20 protein-coding genes are annotated in these 25,761 nt (G+C 50.0%); 8 read left to right on the forward strand and 12 right to left on the reverse strand.

The window, feature by feature from the left end; translation table 11 throughout:
- Positions 1 to 64 precede the first annotated feature (64 nt).
- On the forward strand, positions 65 to 1,426 hold the full coding sequence (locus tag AC4GL5_RS00795) for an HDOD domain-containing protein (RefSeq protein ID WP_490380880.1): 1,362 nt from the start codon (positions 65 to 67) through the stop codon (positions 1,424 to 1,426).
- A gap of 120 nt (positions 1,427 to 1,546) precedes the next feature.
- Here the strand turns inward: AC4GL5_RS00795 and AC4GL5_RS00800 are convergent, their stop codons facing one another.
- A complete protein-coding gene (locus AC4GL5_RS00800; RefSeq protein WP_078319698.1) occupies positions 1,547 to 1,822 on the reverse strand; it encodes an HU family DNA-binding protein in 276 nt (91 codons plus the stop codon).
- 140 nt (positions 1,823 to 1,962) lie between these two features.
- On the opposite strand from AC4GL5_RS00800, the gene AC4GL5_RS00805 reads away from it, so the two are divergent.
- The 4 genes from AC4GL5_RS00805 (at position 1,963) to phoR (ending at position 5,792) form a co-directional block, all read left to right on the forward strand.
- The gene (locus AC4GL5_RS00805) at positions 1,963 to 2,532 is read left to right on the forward strand and encodes a chorismate--pyruvate lyase family protein (protein ID WP_490380881.1); all 570 of its coding nucleotides are present in this window, start codon (positions 1,963 to 1,965) and stop codon (positions 2,530 to 2,532) included.
- A 51-nt stretch (positions 2,533 to 2,583) separates the two neighbouring features.
- On the forward strand, positions 2,584 to 3,459 hold the full coding sequence (ubiA, locus tag AC4GL5_RS00810; RefSeq protein ID WP_490380882.1) for a 4-hydroxybenzoate octaprenyltransferase: 876 nt from the start codon (positions 2,584 to 2,586) through the stop codon (positions 3,457 to 3,459).
- Positions 3,460 to 3,601: 142 nt separating this feature from the next.
- The gene (gene phoB / locus AC4GL5_RS00815) at positions 3,602 to 4,291 is read left to right on the forward strand and encodes a phosphate regulon transcriptional regulator PhoB (protein ID WP_490380883.1); all 690 of its coding nucleotides are present in this window, start codon (positions 3,602 to 3,604) and stop codon (positions 4,289 to 4,291) included.
- A gap of 109 nt (positions 4,292 to 4,400) precedes the next feature.
- Complete coding sequence (phoR, locus tag AC4GL5_RS00820; RefSeq protein ID WP_490380884.1) at positions 4,401 to 5,792, forward strand: phosphate regulon sensor histidine kinase PhoR; 1,392 nt, start codon at positions 4,401 to 4,403, stop codon at positions 5,790 to 5,792.
- On the opposite strand, the gene AC4GL5_RS00825 is transcribed toward phoR, so the two are convergent.
- The 7 genes from AC4GL5_RS00825 to AC4GL5_RS00855 form a co-directional block, all read right to left on the reverse strand.
- Positions 5,757 to 6,596, reverse strand: a complete 840-nt coding sequence (locus tag AC4GL5_RS00825) for a response regulator (protein ID WP_490380885.1) — start codon at positions 6,594 to 6,596, stop codon at positions 5,757 to 5,759. The two genes, phoR and AC4GL5_RS00825, sit on opposite strands and share 36 nt — an antisense overlap.
- Before the next feature lie 7 nt (positions 6,597 to 6,603).
- Positions 6,604 to 7,371, reverse strand: coding sequence for a sulfate transporter CysZ (cysZ, locus tag AC4GL5_RS00830; RefSeq protein ID WP_490380886.1), 768 nt, complete (start codon positions 7,369 to 7,371; stop codon positions 6,604 to 6,606).
- Positions 7,372 to 7,679: 308 nt separating this feature from the next.
- On the reverse strand, positions 7,680 to 8,402 hold the full coding sequence (gene phoU / locus AC4GL5_RS00835; RefSeq protein WP_490380887.1) for a phosphate signaling complex protein PhoU: 723 nt from the start codon (positions 8,400 to 8,402) through the stop codon (positions 7,680 to 7,682).
- 151 nt (positions 8,403 to 8,553) lie between these two features.
- Positions 8,554 to 9,432 carry a phosphate ABC transporter ATP-binding protein PstB gene (pstB, locus tag AC4GL5_RS00840; RefSeq protein ID WP_490380987.1) on the reverse strand — a complete coding sequence of 293 codons (879 nt, stop codon included), beginning with the start codon at positions 9,430 to 9,432 and terminating at the stop codon, positions 8,554 to 8,556.
- A gap of 197 nt (positions 9,433 to 9,629) precedes the next feature.
- Positions 9,630 to 11,303, reverse strand: coding sequence for a phosphate ABC transporter permease PstA (pstA, locus tag AC4GL5_RS00845; protein WP_490380888.1), 1,674 nt, complete (start codon positions 11,301 to 11,303; stop codon positions 9,630 to 9,632).
- A gap of 27 nt (positions 11,304 to 11,330) precedes the next feature.
- Positions 11,331 to 13,619, reverse strand: a complete 2,289-nt coding sequence (locus AC4GL5_RS00850) for an ABC transporter permease subunit (protein ID WP_490380889.1) — start codon at positions 13,617 to 13,619, stop codon at positions 11,331 to 11,333.
- A 156-nt stretch (positions 13,620 to 13,775) separates the two neighbouring features.
- Positions 13,776 to 14,759, reverse strand: a complete 984-nt coding sequence (locus AC4GL5_RS00855; protein WP_490380890.1) for a PstS family phosphate ABC transporter substrate-binding protein — start codon at positions 14,757 to 14,759, stop codon at positions 13,776 to 13,778.
- A 391-nt stretch (positions 14,760 to 15,150) separates the two neighbouring features.
- Here AC4GL5_RS00855 and AC4GL5_RS00860 point away from each other — a divergent pair, with 391 nt between their 5' ends.
- Positions 15,151 to 15,564 (forward strand): acyl-CoA thioesterase, encoded by a 414-nt coding sequence (locus AC4GL5_RS00860; RefSeq protein WP_490380891.1) that lies wholly within the window; start codon positions 15,151 to 15,153, stop codon positions 15,562 to 15,564.
- Positions 15,565 to 15,657: 93 nt separating this feature from the next.
- Here the strand turns inward: AC4GL5_RS00860 and AC4GL5_RS00865 are convergent, their stop codons facing one another.
- Both AC4GL5_RS00865 and uvrD read right to left on the reverse strand, forming a co-directional pair.
- A complete protein-coding gene (locus AC4GL5_RS00865; RefSeq protein WP_490380892.1) occupies positions 15,658 to 16,773 on the reverse strand; it encodes a TRAP transporter substrate-binding protein in 1,116 nt (371 codons plus the stop codon).
- A gap of 253 nt (positions 16,774 to 17,026) precedes the next feature.
- Positions 17,027 to 19,285: a DNA helicase II gene (gene uvrD, locus AC4GL5_RS00870; RefSeq protein ID WP_490380893.1), complete on the reverse strand. Its 2,259-nt coding sequence runs from the start codon at positions 19,283 to 19,285 to the stop codon at positions 17,027 to 17,029.
- A gap of 181 nt (positions 19,286 to 19,466) precedes the next feature.
- On the opposite strand from uvrD, the gene AC4GL5_RS00875 reads away from it, so the two are divergent.
- The gene (locus tag AC4GL5_RS00875) at positions 19,467 to 22,394 is read left to right on the forward strand and encodes an EAL domain-containing protein (protein WP_490380894.1); all 2,928 of its coding nucleotides are present in this window, start codon (positions 19,467 to 19,469) and stop codon (positions 22,392 to 22,394) included.
- Positions 22,395 to 22,480: 86 nt separating this feature from the next.
- Here the strand turns inward: AC4GL5_RS00875 and hexR are convergent, their stop codons facing one another.
- The gene (gene hexR / locus AC4GL5_RS00880; RefSeq protein ID WP_490380895.1) at positions 22,481 to 23,332 is read right to left on the reverse strand and encodes a transcriptional regulator HexR; all 852 of its coding nucleotides are present in this window, start codon (positions 23,330 to 23,332) and stop codon (positions 22,481 to 22,483) included.
- A 211-nt stretch (positions 23,333 to 23,543) separates the two neighbouring features.
- Between hexR and AC4GL5_RS00885 the strand changes: the two genes are divergently transcribed.
- Positions 23,544 to 23,765 carry a PA3496 family putative envelope integrity protein gene (locus AC4GL5_RS00885; protein ID WP_490380896.1) on the forward strand — a complete coding sequence of 74 codons (222 nt, stop codon included), beginning with the start codon at positions 23,544 to 23,546 and terminating at the stop codon, positions 23,763 to 23,765.
- Between the two features lie 109 nt (positions 23,766 to 23,874).
- Here AC4GL5_RS00885 and glmS read toward each other — a convergent pair whose 3' ends face one another.
- The gene (glmS, locus tag AC4GL5_RS00890; protein WP_490380897.1) at positions 23,875 to 25,698 is read right to left on the reverse strand and encodes a glutamine--fructose-6-phosphate transaminase (isomerizing); all 1,824 of its coding nucleotides are present in this window, start codon (positions 25,696 to 25,698) and stop codon (positions 23,875 to 23,877) included.
- Between the last annotated feature and the right edge of the window lie 63 nt (positions 25,699 to 25,761).

A 25,761-nucleotide genomic window follows, 5' to 3' on the forward strand; every position in this document is an offset into this window, starting at 1 on the left:
CAGGAGTTTTTAGTTGGAGTTCACCATGTCCCTTCAAGGATTAGTTCAGTCCCTTAAGGAGAGTATGTCTCAGTCCGTTTCATCGGAAGACTTTCCTCAGCTCATCAAAAGCCGACTGGTTCCACGTAACCGGGCCACAGCCAAGCAGCTGGTTCGATCCTCGGTTCTGGAAGATCCTGATGGTGTTCGCCATCTGTTTGCTTTTCCGGCACACTGCCTGCTGGATATGAAGCTCTATCAGAACTATCGTGCCATCTCTCCGGATGCCAAACACGCCCTTCTGAAACGCAAGAAAATACAATCCGTCCCGGCGATACCTGAAGCAATCGACTACGATCTGGTTGTGGATGCCCGCTGCTTCGATAACGAGACCGTCTTTACCGAATCCGGTGACCCGGCTTGGCTGCTGGAGTTTTCCAGCGATGAGTATAAAGCGCTGATCGAAGCCTTCAGTAACTGTTCACGTATTGAGCAGTTTGCGATCCCTCTGGTATCAATTCGTCCGAATTTGACCGCTGTTGATCAGGATGAGATGGAAATTAAGGCGGCCGTAGAAACCATCACATCCCGCCGCATTCGTACTCGCCTGGCGGAAAGCATCGAAATTCCACCCCTGCCGCTAAGTGCCCATAACATCATTATGTTACGGGCTGATGAGAACGCCGGAGCAGAAGAACTGGCATCTATTGTGGAGTCTGATCCAAGCCTGGCATCACAGGTGATCAGTTGGGCAAACTCGCCCTATTACGGCCTGCCCGGACAAATTCGCTCTATTGAAGATGCCGTGATTCGGGTACTGGGTTTTGACCTGACCATGAACCTCTCGCTGGGTTTGTCGATGGGTAAGAATATCAAAATGCCCAGCGATGGTGTTTTCGGCTACCGCAACTACTGGCGCGAAGCCGTAATGAAAGCGATGCTGATGGAGCGATTAGTAAAACAGATACCCGCAGCACACCGGCCTTTTGTCGGTCTGAGTTACCTGTCCGGGCTGGTGAATAACTTTGGTTATCTGATTATTGCAGAGGTGTTTCCACCGTATTTCTCGCTTTACTGCCGCTATCAGGAAGCCAATCCTCACGTACCTGCAATGTATATCGAACGCTTTCTGTTCGGTATTACAAGAGAGCAGATTGGCAGCTTCCTGTTTCAGACCTGGGGGATTCCGGATGAGGTTTGCAGTGCAATCCGTCACCTGCACAACGCCTCTTACGAAGGCCTGCATCATGAGTATGCGAACCTGCTCTATATTGTAAACCAGTTGGTACAAAGTGATGGAGAGGTCCGGCTTGGCAAGTTACCGGAAACCGTATTGAGCCGTTTGCATCTGGAAAGATCCAAAATCGAAGAAGCCGTTGCCGATATCAGCAGCTTCAACGAAGAGCTCAATACTCTGGCGGAAATGCTGGAAAAAGCCAGCAAATAGGACGAAGCGATTGAACCTGCAAGACTCTGCTTTTCAGGGGGGCAGGGCAATCAACCTCACATCAGATATAAAAAAACCCGCAGTGTTATGCATTGCGGGTTTTTTTATTAACTCTATGGCTTAGCAGTCAACAGCATCTTTCAGTTTCTTACCAACTTTGAAGCCAACCGTCTTGCTTGCCGGAATATCCATCGGCTCACCAGTCTGAGGGTTTTTACCCTTACGAGCACTACGCTCTCGTACAGAGAAAGTACCGAAACCGATCAGAGATACAGAATCACCTTTGGCTACCGCACCAGTGATCTCATCCAACATCGCATTCAGAACTTCATTCGCTTTATCTTTAGACAGCTCCGCTTTTTCCGCGATGGCTGCTGCCAGTTCAGGCTTACGCATGCGTTATCCTCTTTATTATTGCTGTTTAATCCGTATAAGACCGCAAACATTTAATCAGCCTGCCATGCGGGATGCAAAGGTTTTTTCCCGGTCTGTGATAGAATTCCACACCTTCAAAAGATGGAATAAAGAGGCATGTGTTGGATCCACAGCAACTGACATCTCTGCGGGCAGCATCCCGCCCGGAATGGGAACAACTCAACTGGACGCGTCCCCATACACCGGGAAAAGCGCAACCGGATATGGCGTGGCTTGACTGGCTCACAGACAGCACTTCACTGACAAAACGCCTGACTCAGATCAGCGACCAGCAATTCCGTGTTCAGCTTTTACAGCAGCGTCTGTTAAAGCCTGCACTGAATGAATGCAAAGTACTGGGCATAGGGCCTCAGGAGCATGCACTGGTGCGGCAAGTGATACTCCATGGCGTTAACCAGCCCTGGGTATTCGCCCGTACGGTTATTCCGCTGTCGACGCTGAATCAGGGTAATCGTCACCTGATGTTGCTCGGCAACCGCTCTTTGGGTAGCGTACTGTTCAAGAATGCCCACACCCGACGCACCTCTCAGGAGATCACCCGGAGCCATCCTGATTTCTGTGCGCCTTTTATCTGGGGCAGACGCTCAACCTTTGCAATTGGTCAGGCACCACTGTTGGTTACTGAACTGTTTCTGGAGCCGTTCCGCGATTATCTGCACCTGACTCGCTGATTGCCCCGTAATTTACTGATATTGCCCAAGCACAAGCTGAGGAATCTTCTGATGTCATCCATTGCCTTTATTCAGCAGCAGTTTCCCCATTACATCAAACTGATGCGGATCGACCGCCCCATCGGTACCTATCTGCTGCTCTGGCCAACCCTGTGGGCGCTCTGGATCGCGGCAGAAGGCGTACCGGATTGGGACGTTCTGGTGATTTTTGTTCTGGGTGTTTACAGCATGCGGGCTGCAGGCTGCGTCATTAACGACTTTGCCGATCGAAAAATCGATGGTCATGTGGAACGCACCAAAGCACGACCGTTGGCTACAGGCGACGTCACTGCGAAAGAGGCGATAGCACTCTTTATTGTGCTGGGACTGATCTCATTCGGGTTAGTTCTGATGACCAACCCGCTGACGATTCTACTGTCTTTAGGCGGGATCATGCTCGCTTTTATGTATCCCTTTATGAAACGCTATACCCATCTGCCACAGGTTGTACTGGGGGCCGCGTTCTCCTGGGCCATTCCCATGGCCTATGCCGCGCAGACCAATAGCGTTCCGGTTGAAGCCTGGCTACTGTTCACCGCCAAAATGCTCTGGACCGTCGCTTACGACACTCAATATGCCATGGTCGATCGTAACGATGATGTCAAAATCGGAGTCAAATCCACCGCCATTCTGTTCGGCGAACTGGACCGGCACATTATTGCGTTACTGCAGCTGCTGGCCGTTATCGCGCTGCTGATTGTTGCCGCCGAAAAAGGGTTGGGGCCTTGGTTTTATACCGGGCTTACCGCTGCTATTGCGCTGTTTGTCTATCAGGCAAAACTGACGTTCCACCGCAAAAGAGAAGCTTGTTTTAAAGCCTTTCTGAACAATCACTGGGTTGGGATGCTTATTTTGCTGGGCATTATTCTGGACTATGCTCTGAAGTAACCCGCATCTGACGAATCAGAGTTCAGCTGCCGGTATCCGCAAGAAGTTCACACAAACGTCATCATGTCATCTTATTGTCATATTTACTCGCTGTAATAACGGTATTACTGATGACATAACCGACTTAGACGGGAACACGGAAATGACAGGAAAAACCGTCCTGATTGTAGATGACGAAGCCCCGATCAGGGAAATGATCGCGGTTGCCCTTGAGATGGCAGACTACACCTGTCTGGAAGCAGAAAATGCTCAGCAGGCCCATGCGATGGTAATCGACAAACGCCCGGACCTTATTCTTCTGGACTGGATGATGCCCGGAACCAGTGGTGTCGAACTGGCCCGCCGCCTGAAACGCGACCCGGTCACCGCGGAAACACCGGTAATCATGCTAACCGCCAAAGGTGAAGAAGATAACAAAGTTCAGGGGCTGGAAGCCGGGGCAGATGATTACATCACCAAGCCCTTTTCTCCACGGGAACTGGTTGCCCGCTTAAAAGCTGTTCTGCGCCGGACTACGCCTAAAGGTATTGAAGACCCGGTTAATGTGGATGGCCTGATTCTGGATCCGGCCAGCCACCGCGTCACCTCCGATGGCGAACCACTGGAGATCGGCCCGACAGAGTTCCGTCTGCTGCAGTTCTTTATGACTCACCAGGAACGGGCGTACACCCGTAACCAGCTGTTGGATCAGGTATGGGGCGGTAACGTGTATGTTGAAGAACGGACCGTCGATGTTCATATCCGTCGCCTGCGTAAAGCACTGGGGGATAAACATGAACAACTGATTCAGACGGTACGCGGGACAGGTTATCGTTTTTCCGTTAAGGTCTGATACCAGAGCAATCAACTGCTGAACACTGAAACGGCCTGATCTGTCACTGCGGATCAGGCCGTTTTCCCAATGGTTCAGCTTCCACGGGCAAGAAGTAAGGTAATCGCTTGTGACTCCAATCTGGCAAGCTGAACTCACACGGATCGTTTACATCGCCTTGTTTGCAGCGGTCATTGGCTGGCTTTCAGGCTCTATCGCCTGGGCGCTGACATCCGTGATGGGAATCTACATTGTTTTCGCACTGCGCTTTTTACAACGCCTCGACTACTGGCTGGAACACAATGCCAATGAAGAGCCACCGGAAAGCTGGGGCATCTGGGGATACCTCTTCGACAAGATGTATCGCCATCAGCGTCGCTACCAGCAACAACAACAGCGTCTGACAGAAATTATCAACAAAGTACAACGCTCCAGTGGTGCGCTGCGTGATGCCGTTGTCATGATTGACCAGCACGGCTGTCTGGAATGGTGGAACCGTGCCGCCGAGGGTCTGCTCGGTTTTCGCTCGCCCTCAGATAAAGGTCAGGCCTTAACCAACTTACTGCGGGATCCACGCTTTATCAGTTATTACGACAAGCAGGATTATCAGGACCCTCTGGTACTGACTTCACCCATGGATGATAACCTGATGCTGGAGTACCAGATCACCATTTTCGGCCGCAATGAGCGACTGATGCTGGTGCGTAATATCACCCGCCTTTATCGCCTGGAACAGATGCGCAAAGACTTCGTTGCCAATGTATCTCACGAGCTGAGAACCCCTCTGACGGTGATCAACGGCTATCTGGAAACCTTTGCCGATTACAGTGATCAGTTACCACCACGCTGGGGACGCGCGACCAACCAGATGCAGCAACAGTCCCGGCGCATGCAGAATATTATCAATGACCTTCTGCTACTTTCCCGACTGGAAACCACCGATATCGAAGGTCAGCAACAACATATTGAAATTGGCGTTATGCTGGAGAGCATCCGCCAGGATGCCGAGTTACTCAGCGGCGATAAAGAGCACGTTATCCGGATCGACCTGCACACTCAGGCTCAGGTTGTTGGTTCTGAAAACGAACTACGTAGCGCTATTTCGAATCTGGTGTTTAATGCCGTGAAATACACACCGCCCGGATCAACGATCAGTATGACCTGGCAGGAACTTCCGCAAAGCACAGGGGCCGTTCTGATTGTTGAAGATAACGGTGAAGGTATCGACGCCCGCCACTTGCCACGTCTGACGGAGCGTTTCTACCGGGTCGATAAAGGACGTTCTGCTGAAACCGGGGGCACGGGCCTCGGACTGGCGATTGTGAAGCATGTTCTACTGAGGCATAACGCCAAACTGGATATTAAGAGTGAAGTCGGTAAAGGCACACGCTTTACCTGTATTTTCCCCGACCTCAGGCTGGTCTGGCCAGGGGAGGGAGCCAGACAGCAACTTGATGCGCCGGCCCGCAGTCCTGAACTCTCAGACCTAGCTGCTCAGTCGGGCGATGATTTTCGACAGTAACTGCCCTGACTTCGGGTCCATATCGATAAAACGCACACCAACGTAGACCGCTTCTGCGTTGGTTCGTTTTTCCTGGGCCTGCAGCATGATCACGCTGCCTTTAGTGGTCAGGCGCATCTGCTGCTCACCCTGACCGGCGATAAAACCGACGGACAGCTCTTCAAACAGTTCAGGAATAGCCTGCCCTCTTTTAGCCATAACGACGACTTCCTGAGTGTTCAGCTCACGAATCACCACCGGAAGTTTATTCTCCCCGAACATCAGCATCGCCTTGCCCCTGACACGACGGGGACCCGATGAAGAAGAGGGTGCGTGCTGCATACCTTGCTTACTGGTCAGTACATCAGCCATGCTTCCACCGCCCATAACCCGGTTGCGGCGATTCATGATCTCAGCAAGCTCTTCACGGGAGATGATTCCGGACTTAACCAGATGTTTGGTTACCTTATTGATCAGCTGGTCATTGTTGAACGGCTTAGTCACATAGTCTGTTACACCATGCTGAGCAGCCTCCACAACGTATTCTTTATCCCCAAGGGAGGTCACCATGATAAAAGGCGCATTTTTGTTGCGGCTGTCATCATGTTCACGTAACCAGCTTAACAACTCGATACCGGACATCTCCGGCATCTCCCAATCACATAGCACCAGATCGAAGCGACCGACTTCCAGTATTTTTTGGGCCTTACGGCCATCCTGAGCGGTTTCTACTTCAAACTGGGGATATTCTGCCTTTACCGCTTTAACCATCAGGTCACGGGTAAATTTGGCGTCATCAACAACAAGTATTCGGGCGGTTTTCATAATTCTCTCAGATATCCTTCATGCCAGTCGGTAGCGCAAGTGCTTCATCAGGATAGATGGACACCTGCCGGACCCAAAGCCAGGTTGCACCAGCAACCGCTGCCGGCATAAAGATCAGGTTGATGAAGGGGACAAACATCAGCAGATAGCACACCATTCCAAAACTGAGCGAGTGCCACCAATTCTGCTTCAGACGCCGCTGCATCGCATGAAAGTCAATTTTATGGTTATCCATCGGATAGTCCATATACTGAACAGACAGCATCCAAACTGAAAACAGGAACCACAAAACTGGGCTTATCAGATTAACAACGGGTATAAAACTGATAATCACAAGCAAGAGAACCCGCTTGAGGAAAAACCACTGTTTCTGCAGCTCTCGCTGCAACGAACGTATCGCCATTTCAGAGAAGGTCTCAGCAGGAAAGCTAACCTGGCCATTCCGCAATTTGAGCTCTACTTTCTCCGCTAAGAGGCCATTAAAGGGAGCAGCAATCAGAGCTGTGGTGGCGTTAAAGCCATAGACAACAAACCCCAGAATCGCAACCAGCGCCAAAGGCCACAGCAACCAGCTCATAAAACTCAGCCAGTCCGGAAGAGTAGCGACCAGACTGTCTACCCAGCCACCCAGTAGCCCCAGAACAAACCAGATAAAAGCCGATAAAATCACAATGTTACTTAACAGAGGCACCAGAACAAAACGCTTCATACCCGGTGTAGTGATCAGCCGAAAACCTGCAGCAATGGCAGCGGGGCCTGAAAAGATATGTGTCATAAAACCTCAGTTTAAGCATTAATCATTCAATCGGAAGCAGCCCGATTTACGCACAAAGCTCCCGCAGGGATATTAACTCTACCTGCAAGTGGTAATAAAGTTCCAGCCGATGTTGTTTTGACAAAACAGGGGGGTAAATGACACTTTTTAATCAATCAGGAAGTGGAAATTGACAGTTTTTAGCCAGAGCAAAAAGAAACGCCCAGATACAGAAAAGGAGCCGAAGCTCCTTTTTTGCCATCAAAGAAACCCGTTATACAAGAATTTCGATGAGGTACTGAACAGACAGTATCTGTTATGCCGATAAGCTACTCGTTGCTCAGGCGCTGCTCAATGGTTTCAGGCGATGAGTGACGAACATCCATCCCCTTCACCAGATAGATCACATACTCAGCGATATTATCAGCATGATCACCAATACGTTCTAATGCACGCAATACCCAGATCACATTCAGCACACGGCTGATAGAGCGCGGGTCTTCCATCATAAAAGTCACCAATGCACGCATTGCTGAGCGGTATTCCAGATCCACCGCTTTATCTTCCTGAGCGACCGAAAGCGCCAGATCAGTATCGAAACGGGCAAAAGAGGTCAGAGCATCTTTCACCATATTGCGAACATGATTACCGATATGACGGGTTTCGATATAACCCCGTGGCGGCTCACCTTCTTCTGCCAACTGAATCGCATGACGGGCAATTTTAGAAGCCTCATCACCGATGCGCTCCAGATCTGAAGTCGCGCGGGTTACCGCCATCACCAGACGAAGGTCACTGGCGGCAGGCTGACGACGAGCCAGAATGCGGGTGCACTCTTCATCGATGCTGATCTGCATCTCGTTGATATTACGGTCGTTGGCACGAACCTCTTCCGCAACAGCACTGTCGCCTTCGGTCAGTGCGTAGATGGCGTCCTGAACCTGTTTCTCTACCAGGCCACCCATGGCCAGCAGGTGGGTTTTCAGGTCTTCCAGCTCGTTGTTGAACTGCTGGGAAATGTGATGGCTATGGGTTTCAGTTGTGATTTCCATGGCAATACCTTTATATGCGTTTTAACCCTTGGCCTAGTCTGGAGAGGGGCAAGGGTGAGTTAAAAACCAGTGAGACGTTACAAAATCGATGGTCAAATAACCGGCCAGAAACCGGAAAGCGAAGCTGAAACAGCTTCGCCCGGGTTATCTGTTAACCGTAACGACCAGTGATGTAGTCTTCGGTTTTCTTCTCTTTCGGGTTGGTAAACAGCATATCAGTGTTACCAAACTCAATCAGATTACCCATATACATAAAGGCGGTGTAGTCAGAAACACGCGCCGCCTGCTGCATGTTGTGGGTTACGATAGCAATGGTGAACTTATCTTTCAGCTCATAGATCAGCTCTTCGATCTTCAGCGTGGAGATAGGATCCAGTGCCGATGCCGGTTCATCCAGCAGCAACACCTCAGGTTTTACCGCGATGGTACGGGCGATCACCAGACGCTGCTGCTGACCACCGGACATGCCCAATGCGCTCTCATGCAGACGATCTTTAACCTCATCCCACAGGGCTGCAGATTTCAGCGCCCATTCTACGGTTTCATCCAGCACACGCTTTTTGTTGATGCCCTGAATACGCAGACCATAAGCCACGTTTTCGTAGATGGATTTTGGGAAAGGGTTTGGCTTCTGGAACACCATACCGACACGGCGACGCAGCTCAGCCACATCGACGTTTTTCTGGTAGATGTTCTGACCTTCCATGTTGATTTCACCGGTGATACGGCAGCCATCAACCAGATCGTTCATGCGGTTAAGGCTACGCAGCAGTGTGGATTTACCACAACCTGACGGACCAATGAACGCGGTTACACGCTGCTTAGGAATCGTCATATTGACGTCAAACAGCGCCTGCTTCTGACCGTAGTACAGATCCATATTGCGCACTTCCAGACAGGTCGTTTCCTGTTCCAGAGAAAGTGCAGCACCGTCACCACGGTTCATAGAGCTAATATCGATACTATGGCTTTTGGTTTCGTGTGCGGCTGTTTGATCCTGAGTGCCGGTCACGTTTTGAGTTTCAGTCATATCAGAACCTGTTACTGTGTTTGCCGTTTCAGCATTTACCGGCACTGCGGTAGTTGTCTTTTCAGTCTGAGCTTCCATAGGAACACTCTCTTTAATTCGTTATTCAGTCTAACTGCGTTTCTGCCAGTGGCTAATCGGTTTATTAAGTGCCGCCGGCTTAATCCAGCGGCACAGATTCAATCCGAGGCCAAGCGGAGTTACATCTCCAGAGACTTGTACTTCTCACGCAGATGGTTACGGATAGCGATAGCACTCAGGTTAAGCAGAGCAATCACAATCACCAGCAGCAGTGCAGTGGCATAAACCAATGGGCGGGCTGCTTCAACGTTCGGACTCTGGAAGCCCACATCGTAGATATGGAAGCCCAGGTGCATAAATTTCTGATCCAGATGGATAAACGGATAGTTACCATCCAGCGGCAGACTCGGTGCCAGTTTCACAACACCTACCAGCATCAGCGGGGCTACCTCACCTGCGGCACGGGCAACGGCCAGAATCACACCAGTCATCATGGCAGGGCTTGCCATCGGCAGTACCACACGCCACAGGGTTTCTGCTTTGGTTGCACCCAGCGCCAGAGAACCTTCCCGTACCGAGCGTGGGATTCGGGCCAGACCTTCTTCAGTAGCTACAATCACAACCGGTACAGTCAAGAGTGCAAGCGTCAGGGAAGCCCACATCAGACCCGGTGTACCAAAAGTTGGTGCCGGCAGCGCTTCCGGGAAGAACATCTCATCCACATGGCCACCCAGGAAGTAAACGAAGAAGCCCAGACCAAACACGCCGTATACGATGGAAGGAACACCAGCCAGGTTGTTTACCGCGATACGGATCATCCGGGTAATAAAGCCCTGCTTGGCGTACTCACGCAGATAGACTGCCGCGACCACACCAAATGGCGTTACCAGAATCGACATCAGGATCACCATCATGACGGTGCCGAAGATCGCCGGGAAGATACCGCCTTCCGTGTTCGCTTCGCGAGGCTCATCGCTCAGGAATTCCCACAGTTTCGCACCATAGAAACCCATCTTCTCCATCACACCCATACGGTTTGGCTGATAAGCACGCACCACCTTGCTCAGGGAAACTTCAACTTCACTGCCATTCATTGCTTTAGCGACAAAGCTGTCGCGGTTAGCCTCAACGTACAGATCGGCCAACTGCTTCTGCAGAACTTCATATTCCGCGTTCAGCACCGCACGTTCCGCATCAATCTCTGCAATTGCCGCCGGCGTATCCTGACCATCCAGTTCCAGACGGCGCTGCTTCAGGCGTAGTCGTTCGATGGTGTAGTTGATGCGCCCAATCTCATGCTTTTCGATCTGGTAGATCTCATCATGAATATTCAGAGCACGTTCAATACGCTTTTCAAACTCAGACCAGATGCCATTTTCGCCAGCAGCCTGAACGGCTACCGTTTCGCCTTTTTCTTTCAGCGCCAGCAGATAACCGTAAAAGTTACCCCACTCACGACGCTCAACAGCGATCAGGTTTTCCGGGTAAGTCACTTCCTGAACAAAAGGCGCCAGAACCCAGCGAAAGTCTGAACCATAAACATCGCGGTTACCGGTTTTGATCAGGTAACGCTCAACTGTTTCTTCATCACTTTCCAGTTTAATACCCGCAGCCTGTACCTGTTCAACAGGGACCGACACGGTTTCAACTTTTTCACCCACCAGATGGTAGGCGGTGTCGCCTGAGCGCACTTCCGCTTCCAGAATGGAGGCAGGCCAGAAGTGACCCAGACCACGGGCAGCAATCAATATCAGCAGGCCAATAACCATCACCACACTGATCGCTACGGCCCCTGCATTAAGCCAGACCCAGGGGGAACCACTACGGGCCCAGCTACCAAAAGATTCACGCATAACTTTTTCCTTTCTCTCCTGGATCGCTTACAGAGCGCCGTATTTTCTGCGCAGTCGCTGACGAACCATCTCAGCAATCGTGTTCACAACAAAGGTAAACATAAAGAGCACGAAGGCTGCGAGGAACAAGATTCGATAGTGAGAGCTACCCACTTCAGATTCAGGTACTTCCACCGCAATATTGGCTGCCAGAGTCCGCATACCTTCAAAGATATTAGCGTCCATAATCGGCGTATTACCGGTGGCCATCAGTACGATCATGGTTTCACCAACCGCACGACCCATACCGATCATGACCGCGGAGAAGATCCCCGGACTGGCCGTAGGCAGTACTACGCGGGTCAGGGTTTGCCACGGAGTCGCACCCAGCGCCAGCGAGCCATAACTCAGGTGCTTAGGCACTGCGAAGATCGCATCTTCAGTAATCGAGAAGATCGTCGGAATCACCGCAAAGCCCATCGCCAGACCGACCACCAGCGCGTTACGCTGATCGAAAGGAATGCCCAGATCGTTGCTCAGCCAGGTGCGCATATCGCCACCAAACAGAACAATTTCAAGATGCGAGCTCATACCCAGAGCAAACCAGCTCACCAGCAGCACCACGGGGATCAACAGAGCGGCCTGCCAACCATCAGGAATGGCGTGACGAACTTTGTCCGGCATTTGTGCCCAGGCGAAGCCAAAGGCCACCATACCCAGCGGCAAAAGTAGCAGGAGTGCGAAGATACCCGGTAGATTGCCTTCGACAAAGGGTGCCAAAAACAGCCCCGCCAGGAAGCCCAAAATAACCGTTGGCAGTGCTTCCATCAGTTCGATGATCGGCTTCACTTTGCGACGCATAGCTGGTGCCATAAAGTAAGCCGTAAAGACAGCACCACAAATTGCCAGCGGTGTTGCCACGATCATGGCGTAGAAAGCGGCTTTTAGAGTACCGAATGCCAGTGGCATCAGGCTGAACTTAGGCTCAAAGTCATTGGTGGAAGCCGAAGACTGCCAGGTATATTCCGGCTCTTCATAACTTTCGTACCAAACTTTGTCCCACAATGCTTTCCAGGAAACCTCAGGGTGCTCGTTGTGCACTTCAAAGGTCTGAATCACATTGTCCTGGCGCTGGATAATCAGCAGATCCGCACGGGGGCTGATCGCGGCGACAACCGGTTTCTGATCCAGCAATTTTTCAGTCAGCATTGTCCGGTGTGCCGTGGTGCTGTAGATACCCAACTCACCCTTGGCATCCATCATCAGGAAACCTTTACGGCGGTGCTCGGGAATAATCAGCTCAACCGGTGTGGCGTCATGGTCAAAACTACGGATCTTTGTCAGCGCCCATTCGTTCTGCGCATCGCGAACCAGGAACCACTGCGACAGGTGACCTGTCTTATCGCCCACCAGTACTGAGATTCCGCCCAGCTGGAAGGTGACATCGCCAATCTCACTGTTCTGCTCGGTAACTTTCAGGCGCGCATTGAGTTTAGGCTCATCTTTGTCCCGCAAATCCAGCACATCAATCGTGCCTTTATCACTGGCCAGATACGCCCACTGCTGATCCGGTGAGATCAGAATGCTGTGCAGGTTGCCTTCAACAACCGGCAGAGTAATTTCGTTCCGCGTCAGGGTAACTTCGTCACCAAAAAGAGATTCTTCTTTCAGGTACTGCACCATGTGCGCTTTCTTGTCTGCAGTTACTGCAGATATCAGCATGCTTTCTTCTGCATCACTGATAGCAACTTTATTAACAGCCTGGCCCGCTTCGCTGATTACGATAGGTTCTTCACCGTAAGGGTATTCGATGCGGGGCGTGATCAGACGCTCATTGTCCGGGTAAGTAATACGATAACGATCCCGGATAATCAGCAGGTTACCATTAGACAGGCCAACAGCCATTAGCGTGGACGCGGGTCCTTCGGGTTGTACCGATGTCACTTCAACGCCTTCCGGCAAGTTGAGTTGCACGCGATCAATCACCTGGCCATTAGCAGCGTTGAAGAAAACGACTTCGCCGACACTTGTCAGACGAATCGCCACTTCTCCCTGCTCTTCTGTTGCCAGATAGAGGGTTTTCGCGTCATCGGGACGTACAGAGGTCGCAGGTACCTGGTACTCCGCAACAGGTTCAACACTCGCCGATTTGAACAGAGGTACAACCTCATACATCAGGTAAAGGAAGATCAGCAGGATCGCAACGATCACACTAATACCACCAACACCGACACCAACTTCGGCAACTTTGTCTTTGTACGATCTGATCTTCCGGTGCATACGAAGTGCCGGAGTATCAAAATCGATTACAGGGGCGTTTGGGCTATTTTCTTTCATAGCGGAAAAAATACTGCACTTATATGACAGTTGTATGACACCAGACAGGCGTTCAACGGGATAGAAAAAAGGGCAGACTCAGCGCCCGCCCTTTCTTCAGCTTATTCTTCAGCACATTAGCGCTGAACATCCTTGTTTACGTCTATCCGGCCCGGATTATTTGATGTCCAGAGCCTTCAGCGTTTTCTCAACGACTGCAGCCGGCAGAGGGATGTAGCCGTCTTTCACAACCACTTCCTGACCCTGCTTAGACATCACCATTTTGATGAATTCACGTTCCAGTGGCTGCAGCGGCTGGTTAGGCTTCTTGTTCACGTAAACGTACAGGAAGCGGGACAGTGGATATTTACCGGTTACAGCGTTTTCAGGTGTTGCTTCAATGAACGGCTGACCCTCTTTCTTAGCCAGAGGAATCGCACGAACACTGGATGTTTTATAACCAATACCCGAGTAACCGATCGCATTGATAGAGGTACTCACAGACTGAACAACAGAAGCAGAACCTGGCTGCTCGTTTACGCTGTTCTTGTAGTCACCTTTACACAGGGCCTTCTTCTTGAAGTAACCGTAGGTGCCGGATACCGAGTTACGACCAAACAGCTGAACACTGCGGTTGTCCCAGTTACCGGTCAGACCCAGATCGCCCCAGGTTGATACGTCGTTTGCCGCACCACACTTACGGGTAGAAGAGAACACAGCATCAACATCTTTGATGCTCATACCTTTGATTGGGTTATCTTTGTGTACAAACACTGCCAGAGCATCGATCGCTACTGGTACCGGTACCGGCTTGTAGCCATGTTTGTTTTCAAAAGCTTCCAGCTCTTTATCTTTCATTTTACGGCTCATTGGACCCAGGTTAGCGGTACCTTCGGTCAGAGCTGGTGGCGCAGTAGAAGACCCCGCTGCCTGAATCTGGATATTCACGTTAGGGTAGGTACGCTTGTACTCTTCAGCCCACAGTGTCATCAGGTTTGCCAGGGTATCAGAACCTACGGAAGACAGGTTACCGGACACGCCGCTCGCTTTTTTGTAAACCGGCAGGCCTGAATCCAGTTCCGCTGCAGCGTTGGCTACGGTTGCTGTTACAGCACTTGCAGCAACGATAGATACCGCTGCAATCATCTTCTTCATTTTCATGTTATCTCCTGAACATTACGTCCGATTTTCTGTTACCAGATAAGATTTTGTTAACTCAGTCGTCTTGCGATGGGGATAACTATAGGGACGCTTTGTGACAGTTATATGAATGTCATATTTAGCTCACAAACTCTTTTTGTAACTCACTTTATCAATCAATAGCCTGTCTCTGATTTTACTCTTAAGCCGCTCCGTTAAATACCACAGCCTCTGCCATCAACTGCCCGAACAGTCATAGGGAATAGTGATAGTTAAAGGATTTAGTGATAGTCTGCGCCTGACAGACTTAAGATCCATGAACCTGCTGTTAATCGGTAACAACGCAACACGAACCAGAGTTCATTTATTCAGGTCTACCTGACAAACCCACTCAGACAAATAAGAAAAGCTAATGAGCAACGTGGATAATATTGAGGATATTCCTTCACCGCTGGGTGATCTGACGCTAAAAATTGCGGCAACACCTCAGGACACGAATATTTACGGTGATATCGCCGGGGGCTGGCTGGTTTCTCAAATGGACCTGGCCGCTGAGATCAGCGCAGGCAAACTGGCTAAAGGTCGGACAGCAACCGTTGCTATCAGTGAGATGGATTTTCTCTGCCCGATTCGTATTGGTTCAACGGTGGGTATCTATACCCATGTGGAAGAGGTGGGCCATAGCTCAATCAGCGTCCGTGTTGAAGCCTGGATTCAACCACCGTTTGAAAGTGATGAGCTGGAGATGTTCAAAGTCTCCGACGCTAAATTTGTGATGGTGGCGATCGACGCTAACGGACGTATCCGGGCAGTTCCGGAGTCCTGATAGGGTAAAATGTCAGGTATGACAAAAAGAAGAGGCCGGTTAAACCGGCCTCTTTTTTTTTCACCTCCCGGAAGGAGGCGAAAAGATATCAGCTTATTTGCTGGTCATCATACGACCGTGCAGATAGGCGTACTCAGAAATCTTCTGATATTCCTCAGAAAGACTGCGGAAGTTCATGAAAGAATCGTAGATGCGACGTGACAGATCGTCTTTCTTCGCTTCTTCAAACACCACTTCGTCTGAGATGGTGCGTAGCTCCTGATAAACATCGGAAGGCAGCTCACGCAGTTCTGTACCGTGATCGTTAACCAGCTCTTTAAGAGCCAGAGCATTACGGTACGTCAGCTCGTCCATCATGTCCTGGTTAGCCGCACGGGTCGCAACCATAACCACTTCCTGCAAGTCTGCTGGCAGCGCTTCAAACGCCTGCTTATTCAGCATACCTTCCAGAACGGTACCTGGCTCATGCCAGCCTGGGTAGTAGTAGTATTTAGCCGCTTTATACAGACCGAAGGCTTTATCGTTGTATGGGCCAACCCATTCGGTCGCATCAATGGCACCAGTCTGCAGAGAGGTAAACAACTCGGAACCCGGCAGGCTTACCGCTGTACCGCCAGCACGGTTAATCACTTCACCACCCAGGCCCGGGATACGCATTTTCAGACCTTTCAGGTCCTGAAGGGAGTTGATCTCTTTGTTGAACCAACCCGCCATCTGAACACCTGTGTTACCTACTGCAGTAGGAATCAGGTTGAACGGCTCATAAACTTCTTTCCACAGCTCAATACCGCCACCGTAGTAGATCCAGCTGGCAATTTCCTGTGCGTTCAGACCAAAAGGTACTGCCGCAAAGAACTGAGCCGCCGGTGCCTTACCTTTCCAATAATAAGAAGCACCATGTCCCATCTGTGCGGTGCCACTGGATACGGCATCAAACACGCCAAATGCAGGAACCAGCTCACCGGCACCATACACTTTAACTTCCAGACGACCGCCACTCATTTTGGTGATCTTTTCTGCAAGACTATTCGCTGCAGTACCCAGACCCGGGAAGTTCTTCGGCCAGGTAGTCACCATCTTCCATTTGATCGTTTCCTGCTTGGCGCTGGCCTGCTGTTTTTCGCTGCCCGATTCAGAACCGGTACAACCAGCCAGTACAGCACCTGCTGCGCCCACACCCAGTGCGGTAACAAACTCACGACGCTTCATGCTTATTAGCTCCTGATTTTTTATATTCTTGTTTTCATTTTTTTAGTGTATCCCAATTAAAATTATCAGATTTTCTGTCGGGTTACACTATTCCGGAGTTATCAATCATCAACAGAGTTAAACGCCCATTCCAGAGGCATTTTTTCTCATTGATAGCCCTTTTTTAAACAGGGTTATCGCGGACGTATCTTCTTTGGTCAATCTGTCCGTTAATGCCACCGGTCGAGCCGCCTCTGAGACCTTTGCAAGGCACTTACAGCGCTTCCAGTTTGGCAAAACCTGCCATCAGCCATTTTTCGCCTTCACTGTCAAAACTGACCTGAATGCGGGCTTTTGGTCCCTGACCTTCGTAATTTAGTACAATGCCTTCACCAAAAACAGCATGATTCACCCGCTGCCCTACCATCAGTGTAGGACCATCCCCACCGCTATCCAGTGCTTCTGTCGGTTTCCACTGAGAACCGGGACGGCTACTGGTGACGGGTTTGGAGATCTGGCCCCGTAACCTCACTTCTTCCAGAAGTCGGTCTGGAATCTCACGCACAAAGCGGGAAGGGGTGTTGTAGGTTTCGCGCCCGTGCAGGCGACGCATCTCAGCATAAGTAATGTAAAGCTTCTGCATGGCACGGGTGATACCCACATAGCAGAGACGACGTTCCTCCTGCAGTCGGGAAGGATCTTCCATCGACATTTTATGCGGGAAAAGACCTTCTTCCACACCCGCCATAAACACCAGCGGAAACTCCAGACCTTTGGCGGAGTGGAGTGTCATCAGCTGTACCGCGTCTTCATATTCATCCGCCTGCTGCTCGCCGGCATCCAGTGCTGCTTCCGACAGGAAGCTCTGCAGCATAATCAGGGTATCTGCGCCTTCATCTTCATCGGTTGCCGCAGGATCTTCCGCAGGTGTGAAACCACGGGCTGCGGTGACCAATTCCTCAAGGTTTTCTACCCGGGCCTGGCCTTTTTCGCCTTTTTCCTGACGATGAAACTCCACCAGACCTGTGGTTTCATTCACATGGTCAACCAGCTCATGCAAACTAAGTTCATGGGCGGAATCCTCCAGCTGGTCCAACAATGCCATAAAACCACTCAATGCGGACAACGCCCGTGCAGGCAAAATCTTGTTGGCGATACAGTGCCCAGCGGCTTCCCACAAAGAGCAACCTTCGTTACGGGCCAGTTCACGCAGGGTATCGATGGTTTTAGCACCGATGCCACGGGTTGGCGTATTGATCACACGCTCCAGAGCTGCATCGTCATTACGGCTCTGAATCAACCTAAGGTAGGCTAGGGCATTTTTGATTTCCAGTCGCTCATAGAAACGCTGACCACCATAGATACGATAGGGACTTCCGGCACGAATCAGAGCTTCTTCAAGTACCCGTGACTGTGCGTTGGATCGGTAGAGAATGGCCGTTTCGGAACGGGTGCCCCCTTCCTGCACCCACTTCTCGATGGTATCAACAATAAAGCGCGCTTCATCCTGCTCATTGAACCCCGCGTACAGAGAGATAGGCTCACCTTCGTTACCTTCGGTCCAGAGCTCTTTACCCATGCGGTCAAAATTATTAGCGATCAGGCTATTCGCCGCTTCCAGAATGGTACCTGTGGAACGGTAGTTTTGCTCCAGCCGAACCGTCTTACTGTCGGCAAAGTCATCGGCAAACTGATGAATATTCTCGACCTTGGCACCGCGCCAGCCATAGATTGATTGGTCATCATCCCCGACCACAGTCAGTAAGTTGTTACTACCGGATGTCAGCAAACGCAGCCATGCATACTGGATAGTGTTGGTATCCTGAAACTCGTCCACCAGAATGTGACGGAATCGGTCTTGGTAGTGTTTCAGAAGCAGAGGATTATCCCGCAATAACTCGTGGGCCCGCAGCAACAGTTCGCCAAAATCCACCAGCCCGGTACGCTGACAATGTTCTTCATAAAGACTATAAAGATGATTCATCGTCGCGGTAAAACGGTCACCGGTATCCATAAAGTAACCGGCACGACGGCCTTCATCTTTCTGACCATTGATATACCCCTGAACCTGTCGGGGAGGCCAGCGCTCATCATCAATACCATGATCTTTCATCAGACGCTTGATCAGGCGCAGCTGGTCATCAGAATCGAGAATCTGGAAGTTTTCCGGCAGCTTGGCATCACGCCAGTGGGTACGTAGCAGACGATGGGCGATACCGTGGAAAGTCCCGACCCAGAAGTTACGCATCGGCAGGCCCAGTAACGCTTCCAGACGGGTTCGCATCTCTGCTGCGGCTTTATTGGTAAAGGTCACCGACATAATGCTGTGGGGTGATACGCCCTCAACCTGAATCAGCCAACCAATCCGATGCACCAGAACCCGTGTCTTGCCACTCCCGGCACCGGCCAGAACCAGCATATGTTGGGCAGGGGCGGTGACGGCTTCACGTTGCGCGTCATTCAGAGCATCAATAAGGTGTGTGACTTCCATAGCATTCCAGTCATTCAGGCAAAGGTTCAGGCAAGCGCTCATCGAATATCCGAGCAGGCTTTCGAGCCTATTTTAAGCCGCCAACTTTAGCACAATATGTTACTGAAAACTGTTATCTGCCTATTCTGCACTCAGGTCATCTGGTATCTTTTAACCATCGGGGGCTTAAGGGAATTAAGCTCTGCAAAACAAAAATAAGACAAAATCTGAGTACTCATCGACCATGACCCACCCTGAACAGCAGTCAATGCTTCAGGGGCAGACTGATGCTGCCTCTTTCGGCAAGGAGCTCCTATGCGAGCAACTCACTCTTTTGTATCGCGATTCTACCGCTTATTACCGGCTGGGTATGGGCTGCGCGCTGGTCTGTTGCACCCTTTTATGGAATCACACTAACAGCGCGCTTCTTGGTCTCTGGCTACTGATCTATGCCCTGCTGACCTGGGGGGGGATCAGCCTCAATAGCCGGTTTCAGACATATCTTCTCAACAGTCATCATTCCAGCCAGGAAGCGAACCCAAAAAGTCTGGCAAAATGGAGACATCTGTTCACTTTGGGCGGCATTTTTATAGGAAGTTGCTGGGGAGCACTTCTTATATGGCTGACACCTCAGGACAATGCACTGGTTCAATCGGTTGTTGTTCTTGCCATGACAGGCCTTGCCTTATATGCCAGTGCCATTTTTTCTGCACTACTCATCAGTTACCTTGGCTTTATTTTGCCTGCTTTCATTCCTTTGATGCTGCTGGAATATCAGAGCCCTGAGCCATTAATTTCACCAGCGGTCATTACCGTTTTTCTGACCTTTCTGATCTACAGCGCCTGGCGAAACCATCTGCTTTTAAAAACCTCTCTAAGTAAAAATGTTCATCATCGTTTATTACTGGATCAGGTAACCCATGAACAGGAAATCACCCATCAACTCAATCAGCAACTTGAGCAGGAAGCAAACATTCGCTCAGAAGCTGAACAGTTGCTTCAACAAGCACAGATAAATCTTGAAGCTCAGATTAAGGAACGAACTCAGGCACTTTCTGAGACCAACGAGCGCTTAAAAAAAGCTGTAGCAGAGCAGCGGCAAACCAGTCTCAATCTGGAAAGAAACCGACAACGCTACTCAAAAGCGATTGAAGCCAGTGATCTGGGGCTTTGGGAGTGGGATCTGACCACCGACGAGATCTATCATTCCCACTTTGAGCAACTGTTCGGTTATTCAGAGCATGAGGTTCCCCACTTTATGGGGCACCTGAAACCTTTAGTTCATGAAGAGGATTATCCCGCTCTTCGCACAGCGCTGGTAGAAACTCTGAAGGGGATTACCAGCCAGTTTAAGATTCAGTTCCGCATTCGACACAAAAGCGGCCAGTGGCGCTGGCTGGAAGACACTGGCCGGGTAATTGACCGCAATCCGTTATCAGGCAAAGCGTTAAGAATGATAGGTACTCGTCGGGATATCTCTGATCAGATTGCAAAAGATGAAAAGCTGCGCCTTGCCTGGCAAGCCTTTGAAAGCTCCAGTGAGGCGATTTTTATTCTTGATGAGAATTTTATCATCACAACTCATAACGAGGCTTTTTATCAGATCACGGGCTACACGAGCAAAGAGCTAAAAGATACCCGTTTCGATGAGGGGCCATTATGGCAGCTGGATCAGGAACTGAATCTGCGAATCAGAGACCAACTGATCCAGCTGGGTGCCTGGGAAGGGGAGCTGATCGAGCAAAGAAAAAACGGGGATAAATTCCCTGAATGGCTAAAGATCTATCGTGTCCCCTCCCAGCAGAGCGAAAGCTCTCACTATGTGGGTATGTTCTCCGACCTGACTCAAAGGAAGAAAGCAGAAGAGAAACTCAGCTATCTGGCCAACTACGATGATCTGACCGGTGTTGCCAATCGCAATCTCTTTAAAGATCGCCTGCACATCGCTATTTCACAGGCGCGCCTGAACCGCGGGAAAATGGCCCTGATTCTACTGGATATTGATCGCTTTAAAGCGATTAACAATACGTTAGGTCATGATGTCGGCGATCAGCTACTCAGAGAACTAGCTGACCGACTAACCCATCAACTTCAGGGTGTGGATACGATTGCTCGTTTAGGTGCCGATGAGTTTGCTCTGATTCTCGACCAGTATGAACTGCAATCAGAAGTGACAGAGCTGGCCGAACAGATATTTAAGCTGGTTCACACACCCGTCATGATTGAAGAGCATGAACTGATTGTTTCCTGCAGTATGGGTATCAGTTTATTTCCCAAGCATACCCGGGGACTCAATATTCTGGTCAATCAGGCTGATCTGGCACGCAATAAGGTTAAGCAGATCGGGGGCTCTGGTTTTGAGTTCTATTCTGAAGAGCTGCAAACAGGCTCTCTGGAACGCCTGAAAATGGAAAGCGACCTGCGAAAAGCGCTACAACGGGATGAACTCTGTGTCTATTATCAACCTAAGGTTTCACTGGGTGACAATAAAATCTATGAAGCTGAAGCCCTGGTTCGCTGGAACCACCCCGAATCGGGACTGATTTCTCCGGGTTCTTTTATTCCTATCGCTGAGGAAACAGGCTTGGTGGCCCCGCTGGGAGAGCAGGTCCTGGTCAAATCCTGCCACCAGGTTCGAGCCTGGCTCGATAAAGGGTTGGAGATTAAGGTTTCCGTCAACCTCTCAGCACAACAACTGCTGCATAATGACCTGGTCAGCTTTATTGACCAAACAATCCGAGAGGCTGGCATTCCTCATCATCTGATCGAACTGGAATTGACCGAGAGCTCCCTGATTGATGACCCTGAGCGCACCGTTACGATACTGGATCAGATTAGGGCACTGGGCATCACTCTGGCGATTGATGACTTTGGAACCGGTTATTCCTCTTTGAGCTATCTGCAACGCTTCCCGCTGGATATTCTGAAAATTGACCGTAGTTTCCTGAAACAGATTCATAGCCCGGATCCGCAACAAGCAACGCTAACAAAAGCCATTATTGCATTGGGCCATAATCTGGAGATGAAGATCGTTGCCGAAGGTGTCGAAACACGTGCTCAGCTGGAATTTTTATGCCGACAGGGGTGCGACTTTGCTCAGGGGTTCTACATAAGCCCACCGATTCCACCGCAAACATTTTTCGAGCTGGTAGAGAACCACAATGGTGTCTAAAGGGGACTGCCACTTTCCACGACAAGAAAAAACGGAGCCATAGAGCCATGGGCTCCGTTTTTTATCATCAACTTTTTACAACCTGGTTAACTGTCCGTCAGGCGAAGGGAGTGAAGGCTGCGTTTTACCGCTTTAAGATGCTCCGCCAGCTTTGGGCCACGCATTTTGGCAACCCCAACCGCAAGAACATCAATCATCACCAGATGGGCGATACGGGAGGTCATCGGAGTATAAATTTCAGTATCTTCCGGAACATCAATATAAAGCGGGATCGTCGCCAGCTCAGCCAAAGGAGACCCACTTGGACAAAGCGCAATCACATTAGCGCCAGCCTCACGCACCAGCTGAATACTCTGCAGCAGAGCTTTTGTGCGCCCCGTCTGAGAAATAGCAACAACAACATCGGTATCTGAAAGGGTCACCGCCGACATATTTTGCATGTGCGGGTCGGAATAAGCTGCTGTGGACATCTGCAGACGGAAAAATTTGTGCTGAGCATCAGTAGCAACAGCACCTGATGCACCAAAACCAAAAAACTCAACCCGATCAGAACTACTCAGTGCAGCAATTGCCTCCTGAACGCGATCCGTATTAATTCGGTTCTTCACGCCCAACAGCGCACTGGCTGTGGTATCAAAAATACTGTTAGTAAAGTCGCTAACAGAATCGTCTTCATTCATTGAAAACTGGGCAAAACGGGTTTCTTTTGCCAGAACCTGAGCCAGACGCAGTTTAAAGTCCTGGAAACCATCACAGCCCAGAGCCCGGCAGAAACGAACGACCGTGGGTTCACTAACATTCGCCTCTGTCGCCAGATCAACGATGCGCATATGAATGACATCAGTAGCATGGTTGAGAACATAGTCTGCTACCTTTTGCTCAGAACGCCGGAACTGCGTTTTGGAGTGATGTATCTTTTCTAGGATGTTTTCTTTCACCGGTTTACCACTGGTTAATTAAGCTCTTAGATAGCATTTCATTTTACCTGCAACTTGATCGCAACGTCATTTTTTATTCCCAGCACGAAAAATTACAAGCTTGTCACAGGAATTTCATACGCGCTATATTAAGATAATAGCCCTAAATCGCTATAGGTTGTCACTTGATTCTGAACCAATCCTCAAGGAAAGCCTGAGGGAGGATGCTGATATGAGACACAACCCAACCGCTGATCATGGCAAGCTTGATCAGGTTAAAGACGAGATTTTTGATATTTTCATGTCCATCGAAGTGGAAGAACATGAACAGCGCAAAAAAAGTGAGGCGCTGAAACAACTGGAAGCCCGAAGGGGGATTGAAAAGCACTTTGAGAAGAAACGTCTGGTGGAAGAACTGGATGATTACACCCTTGAAGAGGATATCAATCACTAACGCCTTACCTATGACGTTTATTAAAAAAGATCGTCCTCAAAGGCGGACGATCTTTTTTAGTCTAAAGCTGGACTAAGTTTCGCAAAGCTCAATTCAGAATCCAGCACACCTATTCCACAGTGACCGATTTAGCCAGGTTACGAGGTTGATCCACGTCCGTCCCTTTCAATACAGCAACGTGATAGCTCAGTAATTGCAATGGAATGGTATAGACAATGGGCTCAAGAATCTCCGGCACATCAGGCATCTGCTCTACTTTAAGACCATCTTCAGGTCTTACATGATCCGCACCGGCAAAGACAAAGAGTTCCCCCCCTCGGGCCTTTACTTCCTGCAGATTAGCTTTCAGTTTATCCAGTAAAGCGTTATTTGGTGCTATAGCAACAACCGGCATTTCTTTATCCACCAACGCTAACGGGCCGTGCTTCAACTCACCGGCAGCGTATGCTTCAGCATGAATGTAGGAGATCTCTTTTAGTTTAAGAGCACCTTCCATCGCTACCGGATAGAGTGGGCCCCGACCTAGGAAAAGAGCATGATGCTTCTCTGCAAAATCCTGCGAAAGCTGCTCAATTTCTTGATCCAGTTTTACTGCCGCCAATAGTAGCGCCGGTAACTTATGTAGCGCCTGAACAATTTCAGTTTCCCGGGCCTCAGTCAGTCCGTGACGGCGAGCTAATGCAACGGTAAGCATCAGAAGAGCAACCAACTGAGTGGTAAAAGCTTTGGTCGACGCCACACCAATCTCAGGCCCAGCATTGGTCATCAGGGAAAGATCAGATTCCCGTACCAGTGAACTCCCGGGTACATTACAAATTGTAAGGCTCGCCAACACTTTGTCTTTTACGGCTCGTAAGGCGGCTAACGTATCTGCTGTTTCTCCGGATTGAGAAATAGTCACAAACAGAGTGTTTGCAGGAATCACATGCTTACGATAGCGGTACTCACTGGCGACTTCGATAGCGCAGGGAATACCGGCAAGATCCTCTAACCAATATTTAGCCACCAAACCAGCATGAAAGCTGGTGCCACAAGCGATAATCTGCACATGTTTTGCTTCATCAAAAACAGACGCTGCTTCGCTGCCAAAAGCCTGTTCCAATAGGTGCTTGTCAGAAATACGTCCCTGAAGCGTTGCTTTAACCACTTCGGGCTGCTCGTAGATCTCTTTCATCATAAAGTGACGAAATTCACCTTTATCCGCAGCAGACAGGCTATGCTCGAATGTCTTGACCGGGCGCTCAACGAGCTTCAAATCAGCATCCCAGATAGTCAGGCTATCCGATGTTACCTGAACGAAGTCACCTTCTTCCAGATAGATAAAGCGATCGGTAACCTGTAACAAAGCCATCTGATCAGAAGCAATAAAGTTCTCACCAATACCGACGCCTACAACAAGAGGGCTTCCCTTTCGGGATGCAAGAATCTGTTCTGGATAGTCTTTATGCAATACACCTAGAGCGAAGGCTCCCTCTAGGTGGGAAACCGTTTCCAGAAAAGCCTCCTGAAGGTTTTTCCCCTGATTAACTGCACGGACAACCAGATGAGCAATGACTTCGGTATCGGTATCTGAAGTGAAGATAAAACCATCTTGCTGAAGCTGCTGCTTAAGAGGTTCGAAGTTCTCAATAATGCCGTTATGAACGATCGCAAGATCATCCCCGGACATATGCGGGTGTGCATTGTTCTCGGTCGGCTTACCGTGTGTCGCCCAACGGGTGTGGGCAATACCACTATGCCCTTTAAGAGGTGTTTCCTGTTCTGCCTGAGTTAAATTTTCAACTTTACCGGCACGACGAAGCCGCGTAATTTGTTCGCCTTCAAATACAGCTAAACCCGCTGAGTCGTATCCCCGATATTCAAGCCGACGCAGGCCTTCTAATAAAATTCCGGAAACAGGTCTTTGTGCTACCGCACCTACAATGCCACACATCGGGGACAACTCTCCTAAAACAATGATTTAACCTGACGATAGAACCAAAGCTGAATTCAGGTT

The sequence above is a fragment of the Oceanospirillum sp. genome, from assembly GCF_982874595.1.

Bases quoted from the DNA above. Each gene is read 5' to 3' on its own strand.
- AC4GL5_RS00860 (WP_490380891.1), top strand. From the start codon at position 15,151: ATGAGCAACGTGGATAATATTGAGGATATTCCTTCACCGCTGGGTGAT.
- AC4GL5_RS00825 (WP_490380885.1), bottom strand. From the start codon at position 6,596: ATGAAAACCGCCCGAATACTTGTTGTTGATGACGCCAAATTTACCCGT.
- AC4GL5_RS00855 (WP_490380890.1), bottom strand. From the start codon at position 14,759: ATGAAAATGAAGAAGATGATTGCAGCGGTATCTATCGTTGCTGCAAGT.
- phoB (WP_490380883.1), top strand. From the start codon at position 3,602: ATGACAGGAAAAACCGTCCTGATTGTAGATGACGAAGCCCCGATCAGG.
- AC4GL5_RS00875 (WP_490380894.1), top strand. From the start codon at position 19,467: ATGACCCACCCTGAACAGCAGTCAATGCTTCAGGGGCAGACTGATGCT.
- glmS (WP_490380897.1), bottom strand. From the start codon at position 25,698: ATGTGTGGCATTGTAGGTGCGGTAGCACAAAGACCTGTTTCCGGAATT.
- uvrD (WP_490380893.1), bottom strand. From the start codon at position 19,285: ATGAGCGCTTGCCTGAACCTTTGCCTGAATGACTGGAATGCTATGGAA.
- AC4GL5_RS00795 (WP_490380880.1), top strand. From the start codon at position 65: ATGTCTCAGTCCGTTTCATCGGAAGACTTTCCTCAGCTCATCAAAAGC.
- AC4GL5_RS00885 (WP_490380896.1), top strand. From the start codon at position 23,544: ATGAGACACAACCCAACCGCTGATCATGGCAAGCTTGATCAGGTTAAA.
- AC4GL5_RS00800 (WP_078319698.1), bottom strand. From the start codon at position 1,822: ATGCGTAAGCCTGAACTGGCAGCAGCCATCGCGGAAAAAGCGGAGCTG.
- phoU (WP_490380887.1), bottom strand. From the start codon at position 8,402: ATGGAAATCACAACTGAAACCCATAGCCATCACATTTCCCAGCAGTTC.
- AC4GL5_RS00865 (WP_490380892.1), bottom strand. From the start codon at position 16,773: ATGAAGCGTCGTGAGTTTGTTACCGCACTGGGTGTGGGCGCAGCAGGT.
- AC4GL5_RS00850 (WP_490380889.1), bottom strand. From the start codon at position 13,619: ATGAAAGAAAATAGCCCAAACGCCCCTGTAATCGATTTTGATACTCCG.
- pstB (WP_490380987.1), bottom strand. From the start codon at position 9,432: ATGACTGAAACTCAAAACGTGACCGGCACTCAGGATCAAACAGCCGCA.
- ubiA (WP_490380882.1), top strand. From the start codon at position 2,584: ATGTCATCCATTGCCTTTATTCAGCAGCAGTTTCCCCATTACATCAAA.
- cysZ (WP_490380886.1), bottom strand. From the start codon at position 7,371: ATGACACATATCTTTTCAGGCCCCGCTGCCATTGCTGCAGGTTTTCGG.
- pstA (WP_490380888.1), bottom strand. From the start codon at position 11,303: ATGCGTGAATCTTTTGGTAGCTGGGCCCGTAGTGGTTCCCCCTGGGTC.